General features: G+C 65.7%; 16 protein-coding genes and 2 pseudogenes. 12 read left to right on the top strand and 6 right to left on the bottom strand.

The window, feature by feature from the left end; all coding sequences use genetic code 11:
• Nucleotide 1: 1 nt before the first annotated feature.
• Together K0O64_RS06995 and K0O64_RS06990 are read left to right on the top strand one after the other, a co-directional pair.
• Nucleotides 2–580 (top strand): carboxymuconolactone decarboxylase family protein, encoded by a 579-nt coding sequence (locus tag K0O64_RS06995; RefSeq protein WP_071947166.1) that lies wholly within the window; start codon nucleotides 2–4, stop codon nucleotides 578–580.
• A gap of 121 nt (nucleotides 581–701) precedes the next feature.
• Complete coding sequence (locus K0O64_RS06990) at nucleotides 702–2,444, top strand: APC family permease (RefSeq protein ID WP_096310508.1); 1,743 nt, start codon at nucleotides 702–704, stop codon at nucleotides 2,442–2,444.
• Here the strand turns inward: K0O64_RS06990 and K0O64_RS06985 are convergent.
• Nucleotides 2,441–3,970 carry a gamma-glutamyltransferase family protein gene (locus tag K0O64_RS06985; protein ID WP_096310505.1) on the bottom strand — a complete coding sequence of 510 codons (1,530 nt, stop codon included), beginning with the start codon at nucleotides 3,968–3,970 and terminating at the stop codon, nucleotides 2,441–2,443. The genes K0O64_RS06990 and K0O64_RS06985 overlap by 4 nt on opposite strands.
• Complete coding sequence (locus K0O64_RS06980; RefSeq protein ID WP_096310503.1) at nucleotides 3,971–5,473, bottom strand: gamma-aminobutyraldehyde dehydrogenase; 1,503 nt, start codon at nucleotides 5,471–5,473, stop codon at nucleotides 3,971–3,973. It abuts the gene before it with no gap.
• A 206-nt stretch (nucleotides 5,474–5,679) separates the two neighbouring features.
• On the opposite strand from K0O64_RS06980, the gene K0O64_RS06975 reads away from it, so the two are divergent.
• The 7 genes and pseudogenes from K0O64_RS06975 to K0O64_RS06950 form a co-directional block, all read left to right on the top strand.
• Nucleotides 5,680–6,111, top strand: coding sequence for an Lrp/AsnC family transcriptional regulator (locus K0O64_RS06975; protein WP_096312737.1), 432 nt, complete (start codon nucleotides 5,680–5,682; stop codon nucleotides 6,109–6,111).
• Entirely contained in the window at nucleotides 6,108–7,487 is a 1,380-nt protein-coding gene (locus K0O64_RS06970) for an aspartate aminotransferase family protein (protein ID WP_071947170.1), read from the top strand. Before K0O64_RS06975 ends, K0O64_RS06970 begins: the two co-directional genes overlap by 4 nt.
• Complete coding sequence (locus K0O64_RS06965) at nucleotides 7,484–8,476, top strand: SMP-30/gluconolactonase/LRE family protein (RefSeq protein ID WP_425574776.1); 993 nt, start codon at nucleotides 7,484–7,486, stop codon at nucleotides 8,474–8,476. The genes K0O64_RS06970 and K0O64_RS06965 overlap by 4 nt, the downstream gene beginning before the upstream one ends.
• A 67-nt stretch (nucleotides 8,477–8,543) precedes the next feature.
• Nucleotides 8,544–9,779: a D-alanyl-D-alanine carboxypeptidase family protein gene (locus K0O64_RS06960; RefSeq protein WP_071947171.1), complete on the top strand. Its 1,236-nt coding sequence runs from the start codon at nucleotides 8,544–8,546 to the stop codon at nucleotides 9,777–9,779.
• A 93-nt stretch (nucleotides 9,780–9,872) separates the two neighbouring features.
• Nucleotides 9,873–10,226 (top strand): annotated as a pseudogene (locus K0O64_RS30150) (helix-turn-helix domain-containing protein); the annotation flags it as partial.
• 50 nt (nucleotides 10,227–10,276) lie between these two features.
• A protein-coding gene (locus K0O64_RS06955; RefSeq protein WP_096311544.1) for an IS3 family transposase occupies nucleotides 10,277–11,538 on the top strand; the annotation gives its coding sequence in 2 pieces (ribosomal slippage) (nucleotides 10,277–10,565 and nucleotides 10,565–11,538; 1,263 coding nt in all).
• A gap of 46 nt (nucleotides 11,539–11,584) precedes the next feature.
• Nucleotides 11,585–12,490: pseudogene (locus K0O64_RS06950) on the top strand (IS30 family transposase); the annotation flags it as partial.
• A gap of 149 nt (nucleotides 12,491–12,639) precedes the next feature.
• Here the strand turns inward: K0O64_RS06950 and yhjD are convergent.
• On the bottom strand, nucleotides 12,640–13,677 hold the full coding sequence (yhjD, locus tag K0O64_RS06945; protein WP_071947172.1) for an inner membrane protein YhjD: 1,038 nt from the start codon (nucleotides 13,675–13,677) through the stop codon (nucleotides 12,640–12,642).
• Nucleotides 13,678–13,697: 20 nt separating this feature from the next.
• On the bottom strand, nucleotides 13,698–14,714 hold the full coding sequence (gene trpS, locus K0O64_RS06940; protein WP_071947173.1) for a tryptophan--tRNA ligase: 1,017 nt from the start codon (nucleotides 14,712–14,714) through the stop codon (nucleotides 13,698–13,700).
• 48 nt (nucleotides 14,715–14,762) lie between these two features.
• On the opposite strand from trpS, the gene K0O64_RS29830 reads away from it, so the two are divergent.
• The 3 genes from K0O64_RS29830 to K0O64_RS06930 are packed head-to-tail and all read left to right on the top strand — an operon-like array spanning nucleotide 14,763 to nucleotide 16,821.
• On the top strand, nucleotides 14,763–15,440 hold the full coding sequence (locus K0O64_RS29830) for an esterase/lipase family protein (RefSeq protein WP_225933647.1): 678 nt from the start codon (nucleotides 14,763–14,765) through the stop codon (nucleotides 15,438–15,440).
• Nucleotides 15,440–15,796 carry a hypothetical protein gene (locus K0O64_RS29825; protein WP_225933646.1) on the top strand — a complete coding sequence of 119 codons (357 nt, stop codon included), beginning with the start codon at nucleotides 15,440–15,442 and terminating at the stop codon, nucleotides 15,794–15,796. Before K0O64_RS29830 ends, K0O64_RS29825 begins: the two co-directional genes overlap by 1 nt.
• Nucleotides 15,796–16,821, top strand: a complete 1,026-nt coding sequence (locus tag K0O64_RS06930) for an esterase/lipase family protein (RefSeq protein ID WP_083542704.1) — start codon at nucleotides 15,796–15,798, stop codon at nucleotides 16,819–16,821. Before K0O64_RS29825 ends, K0O64_RS06930 begins: the two co-directional genes overlap by 1 nt.
• 11 nt (nucleotides 16,822–16,832) lie before the next feature.
• Here the strand turns inward: K0O64_RS06930 and K0O64_RS06925 are convergent, their stop codons facing one another.
• Entirely contained in the window at nucleotides 16,833–20,582 is a 3,750-nt protein-coding gene (locus K0O64_RS06925) for a right-handed parallel beta-helix repeat-containing protein (protein ID WP_096310499.1), read from the bottom strand.
• Nucleotides 20,583–20,599: 17 nt separating this feature from the next.
• Nucleotides 20,600–25,828: a right-handed parallel beta-helix repeat-containing protein gene (locus tag K0O64_RS06920; RefSeq protein WP_125477402.1), complete on the bottom strand. Its 5,229-nt coding sequence runs from the start codon at nucleotides 25,826–25,828 to the stop codon at nucleotides 20,600–20,602.
• Nucleotides 25,829–25,919: the final 91 nt, after the last annotated feature.

Here is a 25,919-nt window from a genome sequence, read left to right as displayed (position 1 = left end):
CATGACCGGAAAAACACGACTGGAACCACTCACCCCCGACCGGGCCCCGCTGCTGACCCGGCTGATGTACCGCTGGGCCAAGCGACGCTTCGGCGAGGTGCCCGAGCCATTCGCCATCTACGCCCATCACACCCGCCTGATGGTGGCCAACGCCGTCCACGAGGGTCTGCTGCAGAACGCCTCGAAGTCCCTGCCCGCCGACGTCCGCGAACTCGCGGTGTTCTGGACGGCCCGCACCGTTGGTTGCTCGTGGTGTGTGGACTTCGGGCAGATGCTGATGCGGCTCGAGGGGCTCAACCTCGAGCGCCTCGAGCACATCGACGACTATGCGACCTCGCCGCTCTACACCGACGACGAGCGGGCCGCGATCGCCTACGCCGACGCGATGACGAAGGATCCGCATACGATCACCGACCAGCAGGTCGACGATCTGCGTCGGCGCTTCGGCGCCGACGGGGTAATCGAGCTGACGTATCAGATCGGCACCGAGAACATGCGGGCCCGGATGAACTCGGCGCTGGGCATCACCGAGCAGGGCTTCAGCTCGGGCGACGCCTGCCGAGTCCCCTGGGCCACCTAGTTACCCGACACGGATCCAGTTGCTTCATTACGTCAATGAAAACAAATCCGTAGTTTCGCCGCACATCTACCACTGAAACCGTACTCTCTCTTCGTTCATATCGGTTCAGGCAGGAGATGTGATGAGTAAAGGCGAGCTCACGCTCGAGCCCGGCGGTCCCGCCCCATCCACGTCCGTCGAGAGCAAAGGGCTCAAGGGCGGTGCGCTGGGCCTGGTGTCCAGCATCGTCGTCGGCATGGCCTCGACCGCCCCGGCGTACTCGCTGGCGGCCACCCTGGGTCTGATCGTCGCCAGTGGCGGTGCACTGCTGGCAGGCGTCAAGGCTCCGGCGATCGTGCTCATCGCGTTCATCCCGATGTACATGATCGCGGTGGCCTATCAGGAGCTGAACAAAGCCGAGCCGGACTGCGGGACGACGTTCACCTGGGCGTCCCGCGCGTTCGGACCGCTGATCGGGTGGCTCGGCGGCTGGGGCATCATCGCCGCCGACGTCATCGTGATGGCCAACCTCGCCCAGATCGCCGGCGCGTACTCCTTCACGTTCGTCGGTGATCTCGGCTGGCACTCCGCGGCCGAGCTGGCCAACAGCACCGTGTGGTCGACGGTGGCCGGGGTCGTCTGGATCATGGTGATGACCTATATCTGCTACCGCGGCATCGAGGTGTCGGCACGACTGCAGTACGCCCTGCTCGGCATCGAAATCGTTGTGCTCGTGGTGTTCTCGGTCGTGGCGCTGATCAAGGTCTACGCCCATCACGCCGAGAGCTACTCACTGCTGCCATCGCTGTCCTGGTTCTGGCCGGGCGGACTGGACTTCGGCACCGTCATCGCCCCCGCCATCCTGACGGCGATCTTCATCTACTGGGGCTGGGACACCGCGGTGGCCTGCAACGAGGAGTCCGATGACCCCGGCACCACCCCGGGTCGTGCCGCGGTCATCTCGACCTTCCTGCTGCTGGCCACCTATGCGTTGGTGAGCGTCGCGGCAATCGCGTTCGCGGGCACCGGAACCGAAGGCATAGGGTTGGGCAACTCGGAGAACGCCGCCGACGCCTTCGCCGCGATCGGGCCCGCGTTATTCGGTGACAGCGTGCTCGGCCACATCGGCCTGCTGTTGCTGTCCGCGTCGATCCTGACCTCGGCTTCGGCCTCGACCCAGACGACGATCCTGCCCACCGCGCGCACCACCCTGTCCATGGGCGTCTATAAGGCCTTGCCGGAATCGTTCGCCAAGATCCACCGCACCTACCTGACCCCCACCACCTCGACGGTAATGATGGGCGTGGTGTCGATCGTCTTCTATGTGCTGTTCACCTTGGTGAGCCCGAATCTGCTGTCGGCACTGATCGGTTCGGTCGGCCTGATGATCGCGTTCTATTACGGCCTGACCGGTTTCGCGTGCGTCTGGTTCTACCGCAAGCACCTCACCCGCAATGTCCGCGACTTCATGATGCGTGGGGTCATTCCGTTGCTCGGTGGCTTGACCCTGCTGGTGGTCTTTGTCTACGGCCTGATGCAGTACGCCAAGCCGGACTGGCTGACCGACGATGACGGGAACAATGTCACGATCTTCGGCTTCGGGGCGGTGGCGGTCGTCGGCATCGGGGCCTTGGTGCTCGGCGTCATCCTGATGGCGGTGTGGTGGCTGATCCGGCCGGACTTCTTCCACGGCAGAACGTTGTCGCGACGCTCGAGCGCCGATCTGGTGCTCGAGCCGGCCACCGCAGTCGAAGCCCACTTCGGTCTGCCGGACTCGGGCGATGTGCCGACGGTGATCGCACGCGACCTGTCGAACCTGCCGCCCGGCGAGACGGCTCTCAACCCCGAGACGGGTGAGGAGTTCACCAAGGGCCCACAGGCCTAGTCGGGTCGCGGGTAGTGCGCGACCACCGCTGCGCCGTCCGCGCGCGGATCCGCGGCCGCGGTCATGCCTCCGCGATCGTCGATGAACACGACGTTGGATTGGCCCATCGATTCGGTGTGAGTCGGGACCACGGTCGGGGTGTAGCCGGCTCGGCGGATTGAGTCGAGCGCGGCCGCGGACACGTCCGCCTCGACCGTGACGGAGTCGGCGCCGCCGCCGATCTGATTGCCGACGATGGCGCGCGGAGCGGCAACCGCGTCGATCGCGCTGGCACCGCTGAGAGCATGCAGGAGGATCTGGCCCAGGATCTGCGGCTGACCCTGACCGCCCATCGTCGACAGCACGTGGGCCACGTGCCCGTCCCGCACCGTCAGCACCGGCATCAAGGTGTGCGCGGGTCGTTTGCGCGGCGCGATGACGTTGGGCGACTGGGCGTCCAACGAGAACCCGCAGCCGCGGTTGTGGAACAGCACACCGGTCGCGGGGTCGATGAGTCCGGAGCCGAAGGCGTAGTACACGCTCTGGATCAGCGACACCGCGTACCCGTCGCCGTCCGCCGCGGCGATGCCCACGGTGTCGCCAGTTGGTCGCCCCGGTGGAGCGGCCGGCGGCATCGGGACGTCGTCGGTCCCGAACCGCGGGTCGGCGAGAATGGTGTCGCGGATCGCGTTGCCGCGCTGGAATGCTTGCAGCAGCTGCCCCAGGCCAACGCCGGTGGGATCGCCGATCGGGTTGTCACGCACCGCGGCGAGCGCGTCCAGCAGCGCGAAACCCTGGCTGTTCGGTGGGCTGGTCAGTACCGTCAGACCGCCGAATTCAACGCGCAGCGGTAACTGCACCTCAGACTGAAAATCCGCGAAATCGGCTGCGGCCAGCGATGATCCGTGACCCCGCAGATAGTCCACCATTCGCGTTGCCAGCTCACCGGTGTAGAACGCGTCCGGCCCCGCGGCTCGGAGTGCGGCGAACGTGTCGGCCAGCGCCGGCTGGCGGAATGTCTCGCCGATACGCAAGGGAGCGGACCCCGGCCGGAACACCCGATCAAAGTCTTCGGTGCCGATGAGGTCGTCGTCCTCGGCGTCGTCGAGGTGATGAGCCAGCGACCGCGGCACCGGCACACCGTCACGTGCCAGTCCTTCGGCATCGCGCAATGTTGCGCTCCACGATATTCGGGATCCGAAGCGCCGCAGGGCTTCCCATCCCCGGACGCTGCCGGGAACGGTGACGGCCGCGGCGCCCCGCACCGGCATCGCGTCACCATGAACCGCGCGAAGCTCGGCGGCATCCACCGCGGCACCGGCCCAACCTGAGGCGTTCACACAGTTCACTGACCCGTCAGGCGTGCGGATCAACGCGAAGAGGTCGCCACCGAGCGCGACGTTGTGCGGATACACGACGGTCAGCACCGCCGCGGCCGCAATCGCGGCGTCGACGGCGGTGCCACCATCGCGCAGCACCCGGACGCCCGATTCGGTCGCCAGGGCGTGCGGAGTGGCCAGGGCACCGACAACCGCGGGACGGCTCACTTAGCGCAGCTTGAAAATGGTTCGGTGCCAGTCCTTTTCGACCACACCGGTGATATCGCTCATCACATGCTTGATGGTGAGGTACTCCTCGAACGAGTAGTCACTCATGTCCTTGCCGAAGCCGGACGCCCCGACGCCGCCGTGCGGCATCTCGCTGATGATCGGGATGTGGTCGTTGATCCACACACAACCGGAGTTGATCTCCCGCGAGGCCCGTTGAGCGCGGTAGACGTCGCGGGTCCACGCCGAAGCGGCCAGCCCGTAGTCGGTGTCGTTGGCCTGGCGCAGCGCGTCGTCGTCGCCGTCGTGGGTGCGCACGGTCAACACCGGGCCGAAGATCTCGTCGCGGTACACCTCGGAGGTCTCGGCGACGCCGGCGATCAAGGTGGGTAGGTAGAACGATCCGGGGAGATCCGGGATTTCACCGCCGGTGACGACGCGACCGCCCTCGCCGGGCGCCCGGGCCACCATCGCCGCGACCTTGTCGCGGTGGGCCGCCGAGATCAGCGGACCGAGGTCGGTGTCGGGATCCTGCGGGTCGCCGACGACCAGCTTGCCCATCAGCTCGGCCACCCCGGCCACGAAGTCGTCATAGAGGTCGCGAGCGACGATCGCCCGGGTGGCCGCCGTGCAGTCCTGCCCGGTGTTGATCAGCGATCCGGCGACGGCGCCGTGGATCGCGGCGTCCAGGTCGGCGTCGTCGAAGACCACGAACGGTGCCTTGCCGCCGAGCTCCAGCTGGGTGCGATGCCCGTGGACCGCGGCCGCGGCCATCACCCGACGGCCGACGGCCGTCGACCCGGTGAAGGTCACGACGTCGACTCCCGGGTGGCCGGCCAACGCGGAGCCGACATCGGCGCCGGCTCCGGTGATGACGTTGAGGACGCCGTCGGGCAGGCCGGCCTCGGTGGCCAGCCGGGCCAGCGTCAGCGTGGTCAGCGGGGTCAGTTCAGCGGGCTTGATCACCACCGAACAGCCCGCGGCCAGTGCCGGGATCACTTTCCACACCGCCATCTGCAGCGGGTAGTTCCACGGCGTGATCGTCGCAACCACGCCGACGGCCTCGCGCCGGATCGACGATGTGTGGTCACCGCTGTACTCAGCGGTGGACTTGCCCTCGAGGTGGCGGGCGGCACCGGCGAAGAACGCGATGTTGTCGATGCTGCCGGGGACGTCGAACTCGGTGGCCAGCCGTACCGGCTTGCCGGTCTGGCTGACTTCTTCGGCGACGATCTCCTGCGCGTGGGCGTCGACCAGCTCGGCGAGCTTGGCCAGCACGGTGGCCCGTTCGACCGGAGTGGCACGCGACCAGCCGACGAATGCTGCGCGGGCGGCGGCCACCGCGGTGTCGACGTCGGCGGGCTCGGCGAGCGCCAACTCCGCGACGACGCTACCGTCGGCCGGATTGATGACCTGGTGAAGACTGCCGCCGGTCGTCAGCGGAGCGCCATCGATCCAGCTACCGGGCACAATTCGGGTCTTGTCAGAGGCGAGTGCGGTCACAGGCCCACGGTAACCGACCAGCCGGGAGACTGCTACGCATTACCGCAGTATGGGTAGGTGGAGACCACCAATTTCATCGATCTTGTTGCCTTAAACAACTGAATCCGTGCACAATCATGGGCATGCGTGACTCCGGTGTACCGGCCACTCGGTTTCCCGTCCGCGCCATCGGGGCTGGTGGGAACGGACCGGTCCAGCTGGACGAGATGTCCAAGGCCATTATCGAGAAGCTGCAGCAGGACGGCCGTCGTTCCTATGCCGCGATCGGTAAGGCCGTTGGGCTCTCGGAGGCGGCGGTGCGCCAGCGGGTGCAGCGCCTGGTGGATTCCGGTGTCATGCAGATCGTCGCGGTGACCGATCCTCTCCAGCTGGGGTTCACCCGACAGGCGATGATTGGGATCCGCTGCACGGGGGACACCACGAAGGTCGCCGAGAAGCTGGCGCAGATCGACGCCGTCGACTACGTCGTGCTGACGGCCGGCACCTTCGACGCGATCGCGGAGGTGGTCTGCGAGGACGACGCCGAGCTGCTCGAGCTGCTCAACACCGAGATCCGCGCCGTGCCCGGGGTGACCTCCACGGAAACCTTGGTATATCTGAAACTCGTTAAACAACAATACAATTGGGGAACACGATGAGTACCACCACGCTCGATCTCACAGCGGGGCTGTCGGCCAAGGCCGACCGCCACCTGTGGGGCCACTTCGCTCGGCACGGTGGGGGGTTGACGCCACCCATCATCAGCCGCGGCGAAGGCGTGTACATCTACGACAGTCACGGCAAGCGCTACTTCGACGGCCTCTCAGGCCTTTTCGTCGTGCAGGCCGGACACGGCCGCAAGGAACTGGCCGAGGCCGCGGCCAAGCAGGCCGAGACCCTCGAGTTCTTCCCGCTGTGGTCGTATGCCACCCCGCCGGCGATCGAACTGGCCGACCGGCTGGCCAATTACGCTCCCGGCGATCTGAATCGGGTGTTCTTCACGACCGGCGGCGGTGAAGCCGTCGAGAGCGCCTGGAAGCTGGCCAAGCAGTACTTCAAGCTGACCGGTAAGCCGGGCAAGTACAAGGTGATCTCGCGGGCCATCGCCTACCACGGCACCCCGCAGGGCGCGCTGGCCATCACCGGCCTGCCCGATTTCAAGAAGCCGTTCGAGCCGTTGACACCCGGCGGTTTCCGGGTGCCCAACACCAACTTCTACCGCGCGCCCGAGCCCTACAGCACCGACATCAAGGCGTGGGGGCAGTACTGCGCCGACCGTATCGCCGAGGCCATCGAGTTCGAGGGCCCCGAGACCGTCGCCGCGGTGTTCCTCGAGCCGGTACAGAACGCCGGCGGCTGCTTCCCGCCCCCGCCCGGATACTTCGAGCGGGTCCGCGAGATCTGCGACGAGTACGACGTGCTGTTGGTCTCCGACGAGGTGATCTGCGCGTTCGGCCGAATCGGCTCGATGTTCGCCTGCGAGGACATCGGCTATCAGCCCGACATGATCACCTGTGCCAAGGGCATGACATCGGGGTACTCGCCGATCGGCGCGATGATCGCCAGCGACCGGCTGTTCGAGCCGTTCAGCGATGGCAAGACGGTGTTCGGGCACGGCTACACCTTCGGCGGGCACCCGGTGTCCTCGGCGGTCGCGCTGGCCAACCTCGACATCTTCGAGCGCGAGGGCATCAACGACCACGTCAAGACCAATGCGCCGATCTTCCGCGCCACCTTGGAGAAGCTGCTCGAGCTGCCGATCGTCGGCGACGTGCGTGGCGAGGGCTTCTTCTATGGCATCGAGTTGGTCAAGGACAAGGCGACCCGCGAGACGTTCAACGAGGACGAGAGCGAGAGGCTGCTGCGCGGCTTCCTGTCCGCTGCGCTGTTCGAGGCCGGCCTGTACTGCCGCGCCGACGACCGTGGCGACCCAGTCGTGCAGCTGGCTCCGCCGCTGATCAGCGGGCCGAACGAGTTCAACGAGATCTACGAGATCCTGCACCGGGTCCTCAGCGAGGCCGGCAGATTGCTGTGAGCCGGGGCGAGAAGCCCCCGGTCGATCCCGTGCGGTGGCAGCCGCCGCCGCAACGGGAGCTGCCGCCGCCGGATCTGAACTCCTCGCTGCGGGTGATCGGCATCCCGGGGCACGCCCCCGAGGACGTCGTCATCGACGCCGACGGCACGGTCTGGACCGGAACCGACAACGGCGCGATCGTGCGGATCCGGTCGGGTCAGGCACCCGAGGTGGTGGCCAACACCGGCGGCCGGCCGCTGGGCCTGGCGGTGGCCCGCGACGGGCGGCTGCTGATCTGCGACAGCCACCGCGGGCTGCTGCGGCTGGATCCCGCCTCCGGCGTCGTCGAGACGTTGGTGAGCGAGGTGGCCGGACGGCCGCTGACGTTTTGCAGCAATGTCGTCGAATCATCGGACGGCACAATCTATTTCACCGAGTCGACGTCGCGCTTCCACTACGAGTACTACAAGGGCGCGGTGCTGGAGGCGCGGGCGAGCGGATCGCTGTTCCGCCGGGACGCCGACGGCACCGTGACGACGTTGGCCACCGGACTGCGGTTCGCCAACGGGGTGGCGCTGACGGCCGACGAGTCGGCACTGGTGGTCGCCGAGACGACCGGGTGCCGGGTGTCGAAGTACCCGCTGACCGGATCCGGGGTCGGTGAGCCGGTGCCGTTGATCGAGCACCTGCCGGGCTATCCGGACAACATCTCGACCGCACCCGACGGACGCATCTGGGTCGCGTTGGTCAGCGAGCGCAATGCGATCGGTGAATGGCTGATGCCGCGTGCACCGCTGGTGCGTCGACTGATGTGGAAGCTTCCCTACGCCTGGATGCCAAGCCCCAAGCCACTGGTGTGGGCGATCGCCATCGACCTCGACGGCCGACTGCAGGCCCAGGTGCGGACCGTCGACCCACGATTCGGGCTGGCCACCGGGCTGGTGGAACACGACGGCACCCTGTGGCTGGGCTGCATCGGGTCCTCCGCCGTCGCATGTCTCGATTTGTAACACCAACCACTTCTGTCACAGCGCGGCTCCCCGGTTTCAGGCCTTCAATCCCCTACTCTGCGAGTCGATGGCGAGCTCGAAAATCTTCACGCGGTGTGCTGCCGCAGTAGCCGCGGCGGTATGCGTCGTCGGCACGTCGGCGACCGCATGGGCCGACCCGGATCCCAACACCTGCCCGTATCGGGTGACCACGCCGCCGGCCGTCGACTCCTCGGAAGTGCCGAAAGCCGGCGACCCGCCGCAGCCCCTTGCCGTGCCCGCCAAGCCGGTGGGCGGCGACGCGCTGGCCGGCTGCGGGGTGATCGTCGCGCCGGGCACTCCCCCGGTTCCCGACGACATCTCGGCCGAGTCGTGGGTGGTGGCCGACCTCGACACCGGCGACATCATCGCCGCGCGCGATCCCCATGCCCGGCATCGGCCCGCCAGCATCATCAAGGTCCTCATCGCGATGCAGGCGATCAACGAGCTGCCGCTGAACAAAATGATCGAGGGCACCCAGGACGACGCGAACGCCGAAGGTACCCGGGTCGGTGTCGACGAGGGCGGCAAGTACACCGTCAACGACCTGCTGCACGGCCTGCTGATGCACTCGGGCAACGATGCCGCGCACGCGTTGGCGATGCAGGTCGGTGGCTGGGATACCGCGCTGCAGAAGATCAACGGGCTGGCCCGCAAGCTCGGTGGGCAGGACACCCGGGCCGCAACACCGTCCGGCCTGGACGGACCGGGCATGAGCACATCGGCCTACGACATCGGCTTGTTCTACCGGTACGCCTGGGAGAACCCGACTTTCGCGAACATCGTCGCCACCCAGAAGTACGACTTCCCCGGGCACCCGGCCAAGCCGGGTGAAGACGGCGACCATCCGGGCTACGAGCTGGAGAACGACAACCAGTTGCTCTACAACTATCCGGGCGCGCTCGGCGGCAAGACCGGCTACACCGACGACGCCGGGCAGACGTTTGTGGGTGCCGCCAACCGCGACGGCCGCCGACTGGTGGCGGTACTGATGCGCGGTACGCGGCAACCGATTCCGCCGTGGCAGCAGGCCGCGCATCTGCTCGACTACGGCTTCGCCACCCCACCCGGAACCCGGGTCGGCAACCTGATCGATCCGGATCCGTCGCTGCTGCCGCCCAAGCCGGATGCGGCTACCGCGGTGAAAGCCAGTGGCACGCAACTGCTTCCCGCGGCCGACGCGGTGCCGGTGCGGGTGGGCGTCGGCGTGGTCGGCACGCTCATCGTGTTCGGGCTGATCATGATGGCGCGTGCCATCAATCGCCGCCCCGCGCGCGGGCGGTAGCGCGGCGGTTCGGCTCGCGAGATTGAAGCCACGCCGACGCCTACTCGCTTGAGTTCAAGGGGTGGTTGCAACACTTCGTAGTTTGGGGTGTTGATGGCTGGTCAGCTGTGGTTGTTGTGTGTGCAGCGTCGGTTTTGGGAGTTGATCGCTGAGGGAGCGTCCACCACCGATGCTGCTGATGGCGCGGGTGTGTCGCGGGGAACTGGCGAGCGTTGGTTTCGCACAGTTGGTGGTGTGAACCCACGAATCGCTCAACCGCAGGGCCTGAAGAAGCCTCGTTTGAGTCATGACGAGCGCGAACAGATCATGATCGGCACCGCGCGGGGTGAGTCGATCCGTTCGATGGCCCGACGGCTGGGTCGGTCGGCTTCGACGATCCATCGGGAGATCAAGAACAACGGGACGATGCGCGAGGCGCCAGGCCGGTATCGGGCGAAGTATCGGTTTGAACCGCCCCGGCATGTCCGGAGACTCCATTTGTTGGGAAGGATGGGGTCATGTCAGGTGGTTCGTCGAGGCGGTATCCGCCGGAGCTTCGTGAGCGGGCGGTGCGCATGGTCGCTGAGATCAGCGATCAGCACGAGTCGGAGTGGGCGGCGATGGGCGAAGTCGCCCGGCTACTAGGGATCGGTACGGCTGAGACGGTGCGCAAGTGGGTGCGCCAGGCCCAGGTCGATGCCGGCGCCCGGGCGGGAACTACGACCGAGGAGTCCGCCGAGCTTAAGAAGCTGCGCCGGGAGAACGCCGAGCTCAAGCGGGCCAACGCGATCTTGAAGACGGCGTCGGCTTTCTTCGCGGCCGAGCTGGACCGGCCACACCACTAGTCTGTCGATTCATCGCTGAGCATCAGGGCCGCCGGGAGGGCCCTGATGGTCTGCGGTGGGGTGTCCAGTCGATCTGTGATGAGCTCGTCCGGCTCGGTGTGCAGATCGCCCCGTCGACGTACTACGAGCATCTCGAGCGTGAGCCCAGTCGTCGCGAGATTCGCGACGAGGAGCTCAAAGCCCACGTCAATCGTGTTCACGCCGCGAACTATCGCGTGTACGGGGCGCGCAAGGTGTGGCTAGCACTGAATCGCGAGGGCATCGGGGTTGCCCGCTGCACGGTGGAGCGGCTGATGGCTGAACTCGGCCTGTCCGGTGCGGTACGTGGTAAGGCCAAACCGACCACGATCGCTGATCCGGCCGCAGTGCGTCCGGCCGATCTGGTCGGTCGGCGCTTCGGTCCGGTCGCACCGAATCGGCTCTGGGTGGCCGATCTGACCTATGTGTCGACCTGGTCGGGGTTCGCCTACGTCGCGTTTGTCACCGATGCCTACGCTCGGCGGATCCTGGGCTGGCGGGTGGCGTCGACGATGGCGACCACGATGGTGCTCGACTCGATCGAGCAGGCCATCTGGACGCGTCAGCAAGACGGTGTCCTCGATTTGAAAGATGTTGTCCACCATACGGATAGAGGCTCGCAGTATACGTCGATCCGATTCACGGAACGTCTCGCCGAAGCCGGTATCCAACCGTCGGTCGGTGCGGTCGGCAGCTCGTATGACAACGCGCTCGCCGAGACCATCAATGGGCTGTACAAGACCGAGGTGATCAAACTGGGCAAGCCCTGGCGCACCGTCGAGGACGTCGAGTTGGCGACCGCGCGCTGGGTCGACTGGTTCAACCACCGCCGGCTCTACGAGTACTGCGGCGACGTCCCGCCAGCCGAGATTGAGGCTGCCTACTACGCTCAACAAGCGAGGCCAGCCGCCGGCTGAGTCCTCAAATCAGAAAATCTCCGGACTCCCCGGGGCGGTTCAGTTCGGGGCTTCTCAGTCGGGTTGGGATGCGAAGTCGGCGTACTCGGCGCGCGTCGCTCAGAGGCGCAGTGAACAGCGTGCGCGCCGACCCAAGACGGGAAAGTTGGGGCGCTGTGCGGTGCTGCGCACCGAGGTGCAAGCGTTGTTGGTCAAGAGGTACAGCCCGGCGCAGATCGCTGGGATCTTGGCCGCGACCTATCCCGACCGTCCGGAGATGCAGGTGTCTCACGAAACCATCTACAAAGCGCTCTACGTGCAGGGACGCGGTGAGTTGCGACGTGAGTTGACCGCTTGTCTGCGCACTGGACGGGCATTGCGCAAGCCTCGCGCGCGAGCCGGGGCGCACAAGGGCAAGGGCCGCATTCCAGGCATGGTCAACATCAGTGAGCGGCCCGCCGAGGCCCAGGACCGTGCGGTGCCCGGCCACTGGGAAGGCGACCTGATCATCGGCAAGAATCAGGCCTCCCAGATCGGCACCCTGGTTGAACGTTCCACCGGATACGTGCGTCTGCTGCACCTGCCCGACACCCGCAGCGCCGATGTCGTCGCCGAGGCCATGATCGCCGCGATCACCGAGCTGCCCGCGACATTGCGGCGCACCGTGACCTGGGACCAAGGCCACGAGATGGCTCAACACGCCCGCATCAGCATCGAGGCCGGCATCGATGTCTACTTCTGTGATCCCCATTCACCCTGGCAGCGCGGAAGCAACGAGAACACCAACGGTCTACTGAGGCAATACTTCCCGAAGGGCACCGACCTCTCGGTGAACTCCGCCGAACACCTCGCCTACGTCGCTGACGAACTCAACGGACGACCCCGAAAACGCTTCAACTGGGACAACCCCACCAACCGCCTCAACGCACTACTGTCAGCCGCGACAGAATCCACTGTTGCAACCAAACCTTGAATCCACCTCGAACTTTCCCTGCGTGAGTTCAATTTGGAGGCGCGACCGAACGATAGCGGCCCTCAATCCATCGAGATCGACGCTGCCGCGGCGTCCACTCGACTTTTCGCGCGCTGACGTCGATCTCGGTGAGGCGCGACCGCGCGAGTTCAATCTCGAGGACCACGGGGCCTACGCCAGAGCCGCGAGACACCCAGCGCGCCAACCGCTCCCACCGCCATCGCGGCCACCGCCTGCCGGGTGCTCAACCCCTCGTCCGGGCCCACTCGCGGCGAGATGACGGCTGGGCCGGGTGCCGCGACCGGGGCGGGCCGCAGGTTGTCCTTCGACGTCGCTGCCCACGCGGTGGCGAACAGCACCAGCCGAGCAGTGATGTAGGCGAACACCATCAGGCCCAGCACCGGCCCGAACGTCGCACCGGCCGGACCGTGCACCACCGACCGCAGATAGATCGAACCGACCAGCTTGAAGATCTCGAAGGCCACCGCGGCCATCAGCCCGGCGCGCACACTGCTGCGAAAGCTCACCGACTCGCGCGGCAACCGCGCGATCATCCAACTGAACAGCAACCAGGACACGGCCCACGACATCACCAGCGAGACAATGCGCAGCACCCCACCCAGCCCGGTGATGTGCGGCACGCCGATCCACTCCAGCACCTTGGTCATCAGCGACGGATCGGCCAGTGCGCTCAGCGCGATCGTCACGATGATTGCGACGAATACCGACAGCAGCACCAACAGGTCGGACAGCTTGGTGCGCACGAAGTTCTGCTCCTCGATGCGCTGATCCCACATCTGGCTCAGCGCCTCACGCAGATTCGCGATCCAGCCCAGTCCGGCCCAGGCCGCGGTCGCCAGACCGATCACACCCACCGACGTGCGGGACTCGATCGCCGAATCCATCAGGCCGATCAGCTGCTGGCCGAAGTCACCGGAAACTGTTGCCCTGATCCGGTTTTCGATATCGGTCAACAAGTGCGGCTGGCTGGCGAGCACGAAGCCGCCGGCCGCGAAGCCGACCATCAGCAACGGGAACAGCGCGAAGATCGTGAAGTAGGTGATGCCCGCGGCGTAGAAATCGCCCTTGACGTTCTGGTAGCGCCCTCCGGCCCGGATCGCATGGTCGAGCCAGTGATGGCGAGCCCGCAGTCGATCCAGGCGACCCGGTTCGGCCGGTTCTGACATGCCCAGCCTCCCCGCAACGTCTATGGACTCGTCGGCAGAAACCCTAACCGCTCGTATACCCGTCCGATGGTCTTCGCAGACACCTCGCGCGCCCGGTCAGCCCCCTTGGCCAGGATCGCCTGCAGTTCGGCCGGGTCGGCGAGCAGCTCGCCGACCCGCTTCTGCAGGGGCTCGACGTAGGAGACGACCGCCTCGGCGGTCTCCTTCTTCAGGTCGCCGTAGCCGCGACCCTCGTAGCCGGCCACCAGCGCGTCGATCTCGGTGCCGGTGACGGCCGACTGGATGGACAGCAGGTTGGACACACCAGGTTTGGCCTCGACGTCGAAGCGGATCTCCCGCTCGCTGTCGGTGACGGCTGAGCGGATCTTCTTGGCCGTCACCTTCGGGTCGTCGAGCAGGCTGATCAGTCCGGCCTCGGTGGCCGCGGACTTGCTCATCTTCGCCGTCGGCTCCTGCAGGTCGTAAATCTTGGCCGTGATTTTGGGGATCATCGGCTCCGGAACGACGAAGGTGTCCGGGAAGCGGACGTTGAACCGCTGCGCGACGTCGCGGGCCAGCTCGAGATGCTGACGCTGATCCTCACCGACCGGCACCAGATCGGTGTCGTAGAGCAGCACGTCGGCGGCCATCAGCACCGGATAGGTGAACAGGCCCACCGTCGTCGCGTCCGCGCCCTGCTTCTGCGACTTGTCCTTGAACTGGGTCATCCGCGACGCCTGGCCGAACCCGGTGAAGCAGCCCAACACCCAGGCCAGCTCGGTGTGCGCGGGCACATGGCTCTGCACGAAGATCGTCGCGCGCTCCGGATCGATGCCCAGCGCCAGGTATTGAGCGGCGGTCACCAAGGTGCGGTGCCGCAGCGTGGCGGGGTCCTGCGGCACGGTGATCGCGTGCAGGTCGACCACGCAGAAGAATGCGTCGTAGTCGTCCTGCAGCCCGACCCACTGCCGGATCGCGCCGAGGGCATTGCCCAGGTGCAGCGAATCGGACGTCGGCTGGACGCCGGAAAAAACGACACGACGAGATGAGCTGTTCATGGTGCTTCAATCCTGTCACGAGGCATCTGCGCACTAGCATCCTGCTTCGTGCGACGACTTGTGGCGCTGGCCGCCGTGATGCTGCTGGCGGGGTGTTCGCATGCCGGGACCGAGCAGAAGCGCCCGGCGTCGACCGCGGTGGTGATCGTCTCGGGCGGCGACGCGACCACGCCCTTCACCGGCCCGGATCAGGCGTGCGCCACCGGGCTGGCTGCGGGTAACACCGACACCGCGCTGCGGGAGTACCTGCTCGGCAAGGGCTACACCGTCTACACCTCCCCCGCGATGGCCGGCCGGGGCCAAGTGGTCGACCAGACCGGGTTCGGGCCGTTCGGGGTCTGCCCGATCACTCTGCCGGAGAACATGACCGTCGATTCGACCGGCAGCATCGACACCGCGGGTGAACATCTGGCCCGGTTTCTCACCTGGCTGCACACCGACCGGGGCGTGGACGAGGTCGATTTCGTCGGCCACTCGATGGGCGGGTTGTACTCCCGGGCTGCCATCCGCGTGCTGGCGTCGACGAACTCGCCGCTGAAGGTCCGCTCGCTGACCACCATCGGCACGCCGTGGCAGGGGTCCTACCTCTCCGACTTCGCCAACGGGCTGCTCCCCCTGAGCGACTGCAAGGGTGACACGTTCTGCGAAACCTCGATGAAAGGCATGTCCGACGAGGTGAAGCGACTCATGTCGGGCTCCGGCCGAGAGGTCAATCGGCGTTCCTGATGGGCAAGGACGGCTGGAACCAGTACCAGTCCGGGGTGCTCGACAAGATCCCGGTGGTGCTGATCGGCGGCAAGAAGTTCACCAAGGACGGGCCGGTGAACCCCGCGGTGTGGCCGAACGACGGCATCGTGGCGTTGCAAAGTGCGCTGGCCAAGGACATCGGTGACCCAGTGCTGCCACACCGCCGCTGCTCCACCTTCGACGACACCCACAGCATCTACGTGTCCAATCTTGCTGGGCTGGAACAGAAGACCGCGCTGACGTGGGATCCGCAGGTGCTCGAGGTCGTGCACAAGGCCATCGAGGACGCGCCCAAGGCGCTCGACGGGCCCAACCGGGAAGGGTGCCCGTCCTAGTGCGGCGAATCCTGGCGCTGGCGGCGGCGCTCCTACTGGCGGGCTGCTCACACGCAGGCACCCAGGCCGGTCCGCCGTCGCGCGCAATGGTCCTGGTCTCCGGACTGGCCAGCACCGCCCCCTATACCGCGCCGGATGCCGCCTGCGGCATCGGGCTGCCGGCCGGCACCGACCACACTGCGTTGCGCGAACATCTGCTGGGCAAGGGCAATTCGGTCTTCACCGCGCCGGCGATGGCAGGCCCCGGCCAGGTGCACGACACGACCGGGTATGGGGCGTTCGTATCCTGCCCGGCTCCGCTGCCTGCGGCCATGACCGTCGACAGCACCGGCAGCGTCGATCTCGCCGGTGAGCACCTGGCCCGCTTCATCGACTGGCTGCACACCGAGAAACACATCGACAAGGTCGACCTGGTCGGCCATTCGATGGGCGGCCTGTTCTCCCGGGCGGCGATCCGAACGCTGAGGGCCGAACGATCACCGATAAAGGTGCGGTCGCTGACCACGATCGGAACACCCTGGCAGGGTTCGTATCTGGCCGACTTCGTCGAGGGCTCCGTTCGAATCGGCGACTGCCTGGGCGACCAATTCTGCGAGAGCCAGATGAACGGGTACGCCAGAGATATTGCCGCCGTTCATGTTTCCGGTTCGGCACGCGAACTCGAACAGTCGTATCTGATGGGGGCGAAGGGCTGGAACAGTTTTCAGGCCGGCGTCCTCGACAAGATCCCGGTCACGTTGATCGGCGGCAACCGGTTCGACCACGCCGGTGGTAATCCGGCGGTGTGGCCGAACGACGGCGTCGTGGAATTGCGCAGCGCGCTGGCCCGCGACGTCGAGGACACCGTACTGCCGCGCCGACAGTGCCGCGTCGTCGACGACACCCACAGCGACTACGTCTCGATGATCGCCAAACTCGCCCGCGATACCGCCCTGACGTGGGACCCGCGGGTGCTCGACGCGGTGACCGCGGCGATCGATGGCGCGGCCACAGCGCTCGACGCCCCCAACCGGCAAGGGTGCTGACCTGCGGCAGGCTATGTGATCACGACAGGCACCGAGAACTCCGAGGTGTTGTCGCCGACGGTTGCGGTGACGGTGACATAGGAGCCCTGCCACAGCGAGCCGCCCGGAACGTTGACGGTGAAGGAATCGGTCGTCTCGGTGCTGTCGCTGAGAAGCTGGAGCCCTTGGACTGGAGGCGCCTGCGCGTTGACCGGTGGGGGCGAGTAGAACACCTGCAGGCGGTAATCGCCCGAGCGATCGGTCAGGCTGCCGGTGACGATCAGTCGTCCGTTCGCAATGACTGCACTGGCGACAGTCGGCGCGGCCTGGTCGTCGTTGCCGCCGTTCTGAAGGCTGATCCCGTCGACGGCGTTCAAGGAGATCGCGTTCGACAGGATCGTGTTGCCGGTGCCTTGATCGACAGTCACACCGTGCTCGCCGTTCCCGCTGATCGTGTTGGTCTCGATGTTGGCATCGTCGGTGGTCAGCGACAGCACGCCGTTGGCGGTATTACCGTTGATGGTATTGCCGCTGATCTCGACGTCATCGGCGTCCTTCAGGTCGATCCCGTCGCCGGTGTTGTTCTTGACGTCGTTGCCTGTCAGCGTGATGTGCTGGGAATTCAGGATCACCGGGTTCGCATAGTTGTACACGGCGATCCCGTCACCATTGTTGCCGATGATGCTGTTGTCGGCGATGTTCACGTCGATGCCACCGGCGATATCGATCCCGTCGCCGCCGTTTGGCGCACCGTTGCCCATCACCGCACTATCGGTAACCGTCAAGCCCGTGACGCCCGCCGCCAGGATGCCGCCGGTTCCGTTGTTGCTGACGATGAAATTCTTGAGCGTCGAATCTTCGCTCTGTTCAAGGACAATGCCGGTCTTCGTAAAGTTTTGAATAAGGCCGCCGTGGCGGAAGTCCACCGTCACCAAGGGCCCTATCGACAGACCATTCTGGTTGGCGAAGCCAAGACTGCCGTCCAGGTTGATCGCACCGTCCGCGGTGACCATCGTCGCACCGGCTCCGGCAGTGCTGGCAAGAACGAGCCCGCCCAACGGATTCTGCGCGCCCACCGCGGCAGCGAGGTGAATGTCCCCGCCGGCGGTGGTCAGTTTGAGGGTCAGGCCGCGCCCGGGCTGCGCGTCGACAGTTCCGGTGAACGTGATGGTGCCGGGACCCCCCGTCTGGATCGACGCCGGGCCGGCCAATTCGGTACTGCCGCTCACCAGGAAGTTGCCGGTGGTGGTTCGGTATGGGCCGCTGAGTGCGACGGTGCCGTCGTTGTAAGTCTGGTCTTTGGTCGTGGTGACAGCTGCCGTTGCGGCTGACCCGCCGGCGTCGGTGGCCAGAGATTTCAGAGCGATGTTCCCGCCGACCTGGCGGACGAATGCGGTTGCGCCACCGGAGTTCACCGCCAGGGTCTGCTGGCCGTTCGCGGCGCCGTCCACGGTGCCGGAAAAGGTGACGTCACCGCTGCCGGCGTTGATCACGGTGTCACCGACGAGTGTCGCCACACCGGTGACGGAGAAGTCGCCGCCACCGGTGGTGTAGCTGCCGTCCAATTGCGCGTTCTGCTGGTACGTCTGGTTGCCGGTGGTGGTAACCGAGTTGAGGTTCACGGTGGATTCACCGCCGTTGGGGCGCAGCCAGATCACCTGGTCTTGCAGGTCGAACATCACGTCGTAGTAGTTGTACAGGGTCAAACCGGTGTTGACGTTCTGGGTGTCCGTCGCCACCGAACCACCCTGATACTGAACCAGATCCACTGAGCCGGTGTTACCGGCGGTGAATTCCCACGTCAGTGGAGCCCGGCCCTGCGTGGTGGGGAACTCCGCGATGAAGGTGACGCCCGGTTTCAACTGGCCGCCGTCGTTGTACGGGTCCCCACCGGGAATGTCTTTGAGCCGGATTCCGGTCGTCGGCGCACCGCTGTCGATCAGGGTGGGCAGGCACTGGGTGGCACACTGCGGGAACTGTTCGGTGCCGATCGGCTGCTTGGCTCCACTCCCGTCCTGTGCGAAATACTGTGGGAAGAACCCGAATTGCTGCAGGATCGGATAGCCCGAGACCGGATAGTCGCCGCTGCCGATGAGTTGGGCAACCGGAATCGCATAGGTGAACTGATCGCGCAGGGCATCGGTGACCCCCATGCTCAGTTGCGGGTCGGTGCCGATGGGACCGAGCTGGACGAGGAAGCCGCTGGACAGGTTGCCGGGCAACTGGAACAGCGGGCTCGTCATCGGGATGGACAGGCCGGTGCCCGACAGGACGGCAAACGACGCGCCGAAGTCGCCGTAGAAGTTGTTTTCGACCGCCGGAACCAGCGGATTGGTGAAATCGAAGACGGCACCAGTTTTGGAATTGCCCCCGGAGAGAATCGCGCCGATCTGTATGGGTTGGGTGGACACGGTCTGGGAACCGGTGCCGAGTGTGATGGGTGTGGTGGACACGACGGAGTTGAAGAAGTTGCCGGAACTGTAGTCGATGGACAGGCCGGTCGTGCTGAGCGGAACGTTCTGCCAGAACGCCGGATTGTAGCCGGCGAAGAAAGCCGTTCCGCCGGTGTCGAATTCGTAGATCTGGGAGGCGTTGTTCCCGATGGCGACATCGATGCCGTACTTCACCTGCGGCTGACCGTTGGCGTTGTAGGTCGGAAGGTAGTGCAGTGGAATGGTTTTGGTGTCGGTGGATTGGGTGATGCTCAACGGAGCGATACCCTGGGTCAGCAGACTCGCCAACGCCGCGTGACCACCCACCGCCGCCTCGAACGTCGTCGTGTTCAACGCCGTCACCGTCAACGACTGCCGACCAGCCCGCGCCGCATCAACCGTGCCCGCGAACGTCGCATCCTGATCGCCGGCATCAACCTGCACATCACTATCGAGCACCACCGCCGCACCCAAACGCACCCCACCCAAACCCCGCACCGCATCACGCACATGCAACGTCCCCGCACTCAACGACGCATCCACCTCACCGGCAAACGCCGCCCCATCAGCGAACCGCAACGCATCAATCCCACTCGTGGACAAACTGCCGTTCACCGTGCCCGACGTCACCACCACACCAGCACACCCAGCATTGCCCGCACCACCCACCGACACCGACACCGGCGCGGCATCACTGACGGTATAAGCCCGAAAAAACGACGGATCCCCCGCAATCTGCACCGACGACCCCACCTGCCGGATATACGCCACACTGCCCGAATTCACCGACACCACCAACGACGAATTCGTCTGCGCGACACCAACTCCCTCCGGCACAAAAAACAACGACCGCCGAACCAACACCAACGCCCCACCCACCAAATCCGACAGCGGACCCCCCGGCAAACCCCCCACCACATCAAACGCCGAATTGAACACATGATTGACCACCGTGCCCACCGCAGCACTCAACGACGGCGCACCAATCCCCCAACACCCCGCACACCCACCATCACCCACCGACACACCCGACACCACCGCCCCAACCGGCACACGACGCGACGACCCAACACCCGAAACCGGCGTCGCGACAGGAGAAGGTGCCAGCCGTGCCGATCTCGGCGCCACCGGCTTACGCGCACCCGTCACACGCGACCGGTGCGCCGCTCGCGACCGCGCGGTACCCGCCGTCGGTTTAAGTGCCGTCGCCGAATCCGCTGCGGAGGTGCGCGGCGCCCCGGGATTGGCATTGCCGGTATCTGCGGCCGCCAGCCCTGCGGGCCCGGCGACCGACAGACCCAGGACGAAGGCCGCGGCACCGACCCGAAGGCCGGTCGTGAGTTCGGACATCGGAGACCTCCGGCTGGTCAGGGTGCGGTGAGCAGAACGGCTATGGAGAATTCAGAGGTGTTGTCGGTGTTCGGTGCACTGTCCGGCGTCGCGGTCAGCGTAATCCAGTCGCCGGCTTGCGCGCCCAGCGAATTGACCTGCCCGGTAAAGGATCCCGATTGCTGGGGCAGGGTTCCGAGGTACTGCCGGCCCTCCACGTCACCGGTGTCGCCGGGCAGCGACCTGAACACCTGAATGGTGTAGGTACCACCGTATCCGGGCACCGGCGGCATCGTGGCCGCGACAGTCACGGTCTCAGAGCCGAGTTGCGCTGTGACGCCGGTCGGCGCAGGTTGTTCACCGTTGCCGCCATTGGAGAGTGCGATGCCGGCTCCGGTGTTGGAGTGGATGGAATTGGCCAGGATCGCGTTCCCGGTCGACCCGCCGCCATTCACCGCGATCCCGGCACCGCCGTTGTCCGAGACCGTGTTTCCGGAGATGGTGAGGTTGCTGACCCCGACAGGCGCGTTCGGATTCGGGTAGTACTGCTTGTCGAGGTGGCCGTCGGCGATGGTGAAGGCTTTCTGCGCGTCCGTGTTGTCAGGAACGGACAGGCCGAGGAAGCCGCCCGCCGCGTCGTAGAGGTAGTTGAATCCGGCGAAGGCCTGCCGCCCGGTGTTGAAGAACTGCTGACTGAGCGGCACCACGTTCTGCGAGTAGGCGCCGGCCAACGGGTTGAACAGGTTGACGCTGTTCGGGTTCATGACGTTGGCGCGGGTGTATTGCCCGTCCTGCTGGGTGATCGTGTATCGAACGCTGCCGCCCGAGTTGAGGAGGTTGACGGTGATGTCGTCGGTGAAGGTCGCCGGCGGCGCGAAGCCGGGCAGCGTGAGTATTCCTTCGTTGAAGCCCATGTCCAGGACGATCGGCCCGGTGTTATAGGTCGTGCCGTCGATCGTCACGGTGCCGGTGGCGGGTTGCCAGTCCGGCGCGGTCTGATCACCCTGAGGCAGACCGGTCGGTGTGAGGTGGGTGTAGGCGTACCCCGACACGCTGCTGTCCAGGCCCAGGATCACGTTGGTCGCTGTCATCACGTAGCCGGCGCGCATTGCGCCGTCCTGCATCTCGGTGAGATTCAGGAATGCGTTGTAGGCCTGGTTGAGGCCGGCACCGACGGGTGCGGTGCCTTCACCGGTGCGGTCGAACCCGACGCCGAAGTTGGCCACCGGAGCCAGTTTGCTTGTCGATACTCCGTTGTTGTCGTAGAAGTTGTTCGGATCCAGATAGCTGGCCCAGTAGCCGCCCGGGATCGTGACGGTCCCGGTCGCCAGCGGCTGACCCTGACTGTCCAGCATCGGCGTGATCGGCGACGTCGTCGTGTGGGTACCGTCAGTGATCGTGATGGTGCCGCTGTTGATCGTGGTGGTGAACGTCGTGTTTGCCTGCGTAACACCGGGCATCGGCGTGGTGGACGCGCCGATCGCGTCTACCGCGAGCACGGGGACGGTGGCCACCGCGTGCGAGTTCGTGTCCTGCAGGCCCGCGGCGGTTTCGTAGTACGACTGGGTGAAGGTGACCGGCACTTCCACCCAGGTGCCGAAATAGAGCCGGTTGGAGCTGTTGAGGTAGATGTGCCCGGGGCCGAGGACCGTTCCGCTGCCCGCGAAGCCCTGGCCCAGTTGCAGCGCATCGACATAGAGTCCGCGCGAACCGGTGTCGAGATTGATGGTGAGCCCGCCGACGTCGCCGATCTGCATGAGGATGTTGGGGATGACGGGCTGGGTGGCGGACGGCGAGTAGAAGTCGGGCTGGTTGTAGTAGGGCAGAACATAGTGGCCGTCGCCGCTGTAACCGTTCAGCGGATTCTCACCCGTCCGCTCACCCTGGCCGATGCCGGCGCCGAGGGATATTCCGCCGGAGGAGTTGGCGGCGATCGTGTTGCGGGTGATCGTGGTCCCGGTGAAGTCGCCGGTGACGAACTCGATTCCGTGAGTCTCGTTGTTGCTCAAGATGTTTCCGGAGATGTCGATGCCTTTGACACCGCCGGCGGCGTAGATACCGCTGCGCAGGTTGTCCGAGATGTCATTCTCGGAGATCGACGTGTTGGAGTACTCCCCCGGCGACAGCACGATGCCGTGGGTATTGGGCCCGTCGCTGCGGTAATTCCAGGGATTGCTCGTACCGGGCAGCCCGATGGTGTTGTGGCTGATGGTGAGGCCGGACACCGGGGACACGGTTTCGATGCCGAACGCGGAGTTGCCGTAGATGAGGTTGTTGCTGATTGAGGTGCCGGTGTAGTCGTAGCCGGCTTGCGTTCCCTGGGTGGCGATCTGGATGCCGTCGTAGACGTTGTCGGCGACGCGGAAGTTACTGATCGTCGACCCGGTCGAGGAACCCTCGAAGACGATGCCACTGGCAGTGAAGTGTCGGACCGACCCCCCGTGTGCGAAGTCGACGGTGACGTTGTCACCGATGAAGATGCCGGTCGACCCCGAATTGCCCATGCTGCCATCGACATTGACGCTGCCGCCGGCGGTGACCGTCGTCTTCTTGCCGTCGGTGGTGACCAGACCGATGCCGCCCAACGGGTGGGTGCCGCCCACGTCACCGTGCAGGGACGTGTCTCCGCCGTTGGTCTGCAGCCTGAAGTCGAACCCTTGACCCTGCTGCGAGTCGATCGTCCCGGCGAAGCTGATGTCGCCGGAATTCGCAGTCACCGCAACGCTACTGGCCAGGGTGGTCGCGCCACTCACAGCGAACGCGCTGCCGGTGTAGTTGCTGGCCAGTGTCACATCATCGCCGTACTGCTGAGTGCCGGTAGTGGTGGCTCCAGCGACGGTGGTCGTTCCGCCGGCATCGGTGCTCAGTTGTTCGAGTGCAACCTGACTGCCGACAGCACGAACGAATGTGGTTGCGCCGCTCGAATTCACCGAAAGCGACTGCTGGCCGTTCGCCGTCCCGTCGACCGTGCCGGCGAAGGTGACGTCGCCGCTGCCGGCGTTGATCACGGTGTCGGCCGTCAACGAGGCGACCCCGGCGACGGAGAAGCCGCCGGCCCCGGCCGAGTAAGTCCCCCCGAGGGTGGCGTTCTCCCGGTAGGTCTGACTGCCGGTGGTGGTGACCGAGCCTGCGATCAGCTGTGACTGACCGCCGTTGGGGCGCAGCCAGATCACCTGGTTCTGCAGATCGAACATCGCGTCGAAGTCGTTGTAGATGTTCAATCCGGTGTTGACGTTCTGGGTGGTGGTTGCCGCGCCGCTGCCCGACGAATAGTTCGCCAAGTTGACCGAGCCGATGTTCCCCGCATCGAAGGTCCATGTCAGCGGTGGCCGACCTTGAGCGGTCGGAAACTTCGCGATGAACGTGCTGCCCGGCACGAGCTGACCGCTGCTGTCGAAGGGATACGGCTGCGGGGCGCCCGGCAGCCGGATGTTCGTCGATGGCGCTCCGCTGTCGATCAACGTGGGCAGGCACTGCTCGGCGCATCCGGGGAATGTCTGCGATCCGATGGATAGCGTGGTGTCACCCTGCTGGGCGAAGTATTGGCCGTTGAATCCGAACTGTTGCAGTACCTGATAACCGGATACCGGGTACGTGCCGCCGCCGGCCAGGGCGTTGATCGGTATGGCGTAAGGAAATTGGGCGCGCAGCGCATCGGTGACGCCGACACTCAATTGTGGGTCGGTGCCGATGGGACCGAGTTGGACCAGGTAACCGCTGGAGAGGTTGCCGGGCAACTGGAACAGCACGCTGGTGAGGTTGTCCTGAACGCCGAACGCTGCGCCGAAATCACCGGCAAAGCTGCCGGCGACAGTCGGTGCGAAGGGATTGGTCGGGTCAGTGGTCAATGCGCCGACCTTGCCGGAGGAGATGATGGCGCCAACGTTGACCGGCTGGGTGGTGGACACGCGGGTTCCGCCCACCGGGCCCAGGGTGACGATCGCGGGTGTGACCAGCCCCTGGTATTGCTCGCCATTGGTGTAAGTGATGCTCGCCGGTTGATCACCGAGAGGAATTCCGGTCCAGAAGCCCGGGTTGTAGTCGGCCCAGAAACCGTTGCCACCGGTGTCGAATACGAAACTGCGGGGCGCGTTGTTGCCGAGGGCGACGTCAATCCCGTACTTGACGATCATCGACCCATCGGGCTGATACTGCGGAACATACTGCAGTGGGATGGTTTTGGTGTTGGTGGATTGGGCGATGCTCAACGGGGCGATACCCTGGGTCAGCAGACTCGCCAACGCCGCGTGACCACCCACCGCCGCCTCGAACGTCGTCGTGTTCAACGCCGTCACCGTCAACGACTGCCGACCAGCCCGCGCCGCATCAACCGTGCCCGCGAACGTCGCATCCTGATCGCCGGCATCAACCTGCACATCACTATCGAGCACCACCGCCGCACCCAAACGCACCCCACCCAAACCCCGCACCGCATCACGCACATGCAACGTCCCCGCACTCAACGACGCATCCACCTCACCGGCAAACGCCGCCCCATCAGCGAACCGCAACGCATCAATCCCACTCGTGGACAAACTGCCGTTCACCGTGCCCGACGTCACCACCACACCAGCACACCCAGCATTGCCCGCACCACCCACCGACACCGACACCGGCGCCGCATCACTAACGGTATAAGCCCGAAAAAACGACGGATCCCCCGCAATCTGCACCGACGACCCCACCTGCCGGATATACGCCACACTGCCCGAATTCACCGACACCACCAACGACGAATTCGTCTGCGCGACACCAACTCCCTCCGGCACAAAAAACAACGACCGCCGGACCAACACCAACGCCCCACCCACCAAATCCGACAGCGGACCCCCCGGCAAACCCCCCACCACATCAAACGCCGAATTGAACACATGATTGACCACCGTGCCCACCGCAGCACTCAACGACGGCGCACCAACCCCCCAACACCCCGCACACCCACCATCACCCACCGACACACCCGACACCACCGCCCCAACCGGCACACGACGCGACGACCCAACACCCGAAACCGGCGTCGGCCGGACCGACCGCGGTACTGCCGTCACCTTGGCCTTCACGCCGCCACCCGACACCGCACCCGCAGGCGGTGCCTGGCGAGCCGATCTCGCGGTCCGAGCGTGGCGGGTCTGGGTATTCTTCGCGGCTACCGATGGTGAATCCGTCTCCGACGCGTCGGCGTTGGCAACGCCGACGGCCTGCGGACCGGCCAATGACATCCCTACCAGGAAGGCAGCCACACCCAGTCGTCGTTTGCGTTGTGCCACTGTGCGCCCCCCGGCCTGTGCAGGAACAACTCCCGTCGGGCTGACAGCGTATCCATAGACTGCCGCCCGCCGGGTGAAATCTGTCGCACGC

Source organism: Mycolicibacterium pallens (genome assembly GCF_019456675.1).
Taxonomy (GTDB): domain Bacteria; phylum Actinomycetota; class Actinomycetes; order Mycobacteriales; family Mycobacteriaceae; genus Mycobacterium; species Mycobacterium crocinum.
This window is presented reverse-complemented; position numbering and strand designations above follow the sequence as displayed.